This window comes from Serratia microhaemolytica, assembly GCF_004011885.1.
GTDB lineage: Bacteria > Pseudomonadota > Gammaproteobacteria > Enterobacterales > Enterobacteriaceae > Serratia_G > Serratia_G microhaemolytica.
On sequence record NZ_SBEF01000099.1, the window covers coordinates 1 to 1797 of the forward strand.

The following is a 1797-nucleotide window of genomic DNA, read 5'->3' on the forward strand; positions in this document are numbered from 1 at the left end:
TTTTTGAGGAGAGTTTTTAGCCACAGAAATTCATTGTGCCAAATTACCGTTATAACGGGCTAGGTTGTTATGACGGTAATTTGGGAAAAAAAGCCTTAATCGTTCGGTGAGAGTGTGGGAAATAACAGGATAGGCATGTTGGCCAAAAGGCGGGATGGGAACATAAAAGTAAATGGACTATTAGTAACGCCTCATGGAAAAAAACTGTTAGGGACACATTTAGAAAGCCAGATAGGATAACAAAGGATGGTGATAGATTTATATTTGAGAAAACTTATAAGAAAAACGTGGGCGTGACACCCGATGGAGTTCCGCTGAATAAAGTTAGAGTTGTTGTTGAATCAAACGGTGATCTTGTCACTTCATTCCCGCAAAGTGTTTTCAGGGAATTAAAATTAACTGATGTCATCATTAAGTGAAGGTAATTATGGGCTTGGACTTGCAGATAACAACATCCAAAGGAGAAAAAATCGACTTAGTCATTTCTGAGTCGCTCCATGCCAGTATTTTTTCTAAATCCACAAGATGGTCTAGCTGTAAAATGCTAAGAAAAATTAGTGACTATTATCTTGCAGATGCCGTTTTTAATGGTGAGGAGGCTAACATGTTTTTAAGTGAGTTAGAGGAGATAAGTCCACAATTAACAGAGTGTATTCAGGAACTTCATCATATTTTAAATTTAACTACTGGGGAAACTATAAAGTCTATAAGAGTCACTGGTGACTAGTATGTTCGTGATTATGAAAAATGGTTTCTGAGCTTTACCTTAGCGGCTATTTATTTAGCCGCTAAGGGTTTAGTGTTATTCCTCAATCACCAACCCATTAGGGTATTGCTTTAACCAATCCAAAGTGAGTTGTTGTGAGGTAAATGGTGTTGCGTCCCACGCTCTCATCGTATTTTGTCCCAACTTATTGATCATAAAAAAGGCCGGAACTTATAACAGATCTGGCCTTTTCTTTTAGCTGCAATTTACGCTACAGCCTTTCTACTATCACCTTTCCTTGTGTAACAAAAATATCTAGCGGTTGGCCTGCCAGGCCAGTTTCTATCAGCCATTCCCCGGCTAAATAGAGTTCGCCACTTTCCGCTACACTATCTAAAGCAATATCTTGGTTATGATTATTCCGGCAATGGCAAATAACGGTTTTGATATCCTGTTCATCTTCCAGCAAAGTCAACATCAGCGCCGTATCTAACTTGTCAATCACATATACAGCATTGGAAGTAAAACCGGCTTTGGCAATATTATCACCCTCAATAGACAGTACCGGAATACCATTTCCTAATTGGCCGTGGTTATATTTTAGTGTATTCATTTTATTCCCTCAAGTCGAATAATTAATTTAATTCATGACTCAATCATCAATCCGTTAGGATATTGTTTTAACCACTCCAGCGTTAATTGCTGCTGTTCTGCCTCGAACGACTCCACGCTCAACCCTTCCAGGCACTGCCACAGCTCGTTGATATCCTGACCGGTGATGATCAGGCATCTCGGCATCACGCGGATTTTTACCGGCAAGCCTTGGATAAATCCGGCTTCCTGTAACCACTTGCCACGCAACGACAGCCCAAAATACTTCGTAATAGCATGGCGAACTCACCTTAAGGCCATTAATCGACTCTGCATCATGCAAAACCGGCTAATCATTAAAGGGATTTTCCGGCAGGGCAAGATCACGAATGTTTTTTAACCAACGCAATGGCAGTATTGACGTAAATTGTAGAGCATGATCTTATACTCTCTTTGGGGAGACAATCATGTACCTTGATGCATTTATTCAACATTTTTCA

General features: G+C 40.0%; 3 protein-coding genes. 1 reads left to right on the top strand and 2 read right to left on the bottom strand.

Going from position 1 to position 1797, the window contains the following annotated elements; translation table 11 throughout:
- Positions 1 to 427 precede the first annotated feature (427 nt).
- On the top strand, positions 428 to 727 hold the full coding sequence (locus EOJ37_RS14060) for a hypothetical protein (protein ID WP_127960496.1): 300 nt from the start codon (positions 428 to 430) through the stop codon (positions 725 to 727).
- 250 nt (positions 728 to 977) lie between these two features.
- On the opposite strand, the gene EOJ37_RS14065 is transcribed toward EOJ37_RS14060, so the two are convergent.
- Both EOJ37_RS14065 and EOJ37_RS14070 read right to left on the bottom strand, forming a co-directional pair.
- Positions 978 to 1319, bottom strand: coding sequence for a SymE family type I addiction module toxin (locus EOJ37_RS14065; RefSeq protein ID WP_127960497.1), 342 nt, complete (start codon positions 1317 to 1319; stop codon positions 978 to 980).
- A 32-nt stretch (positions 1320 to 1351) separates the two neighbouring features.
- Entirely contained in the window at positions 1352 to 1567 is a 216-nt protein-coding gene (locus tag EOJ37_RS14070) for a SymE family type I addiction module toxin (protein WP_240651728.1), read from the bottom strand.
- Positions 1568 to 1797: the final 230 nt, after the last annotated feature.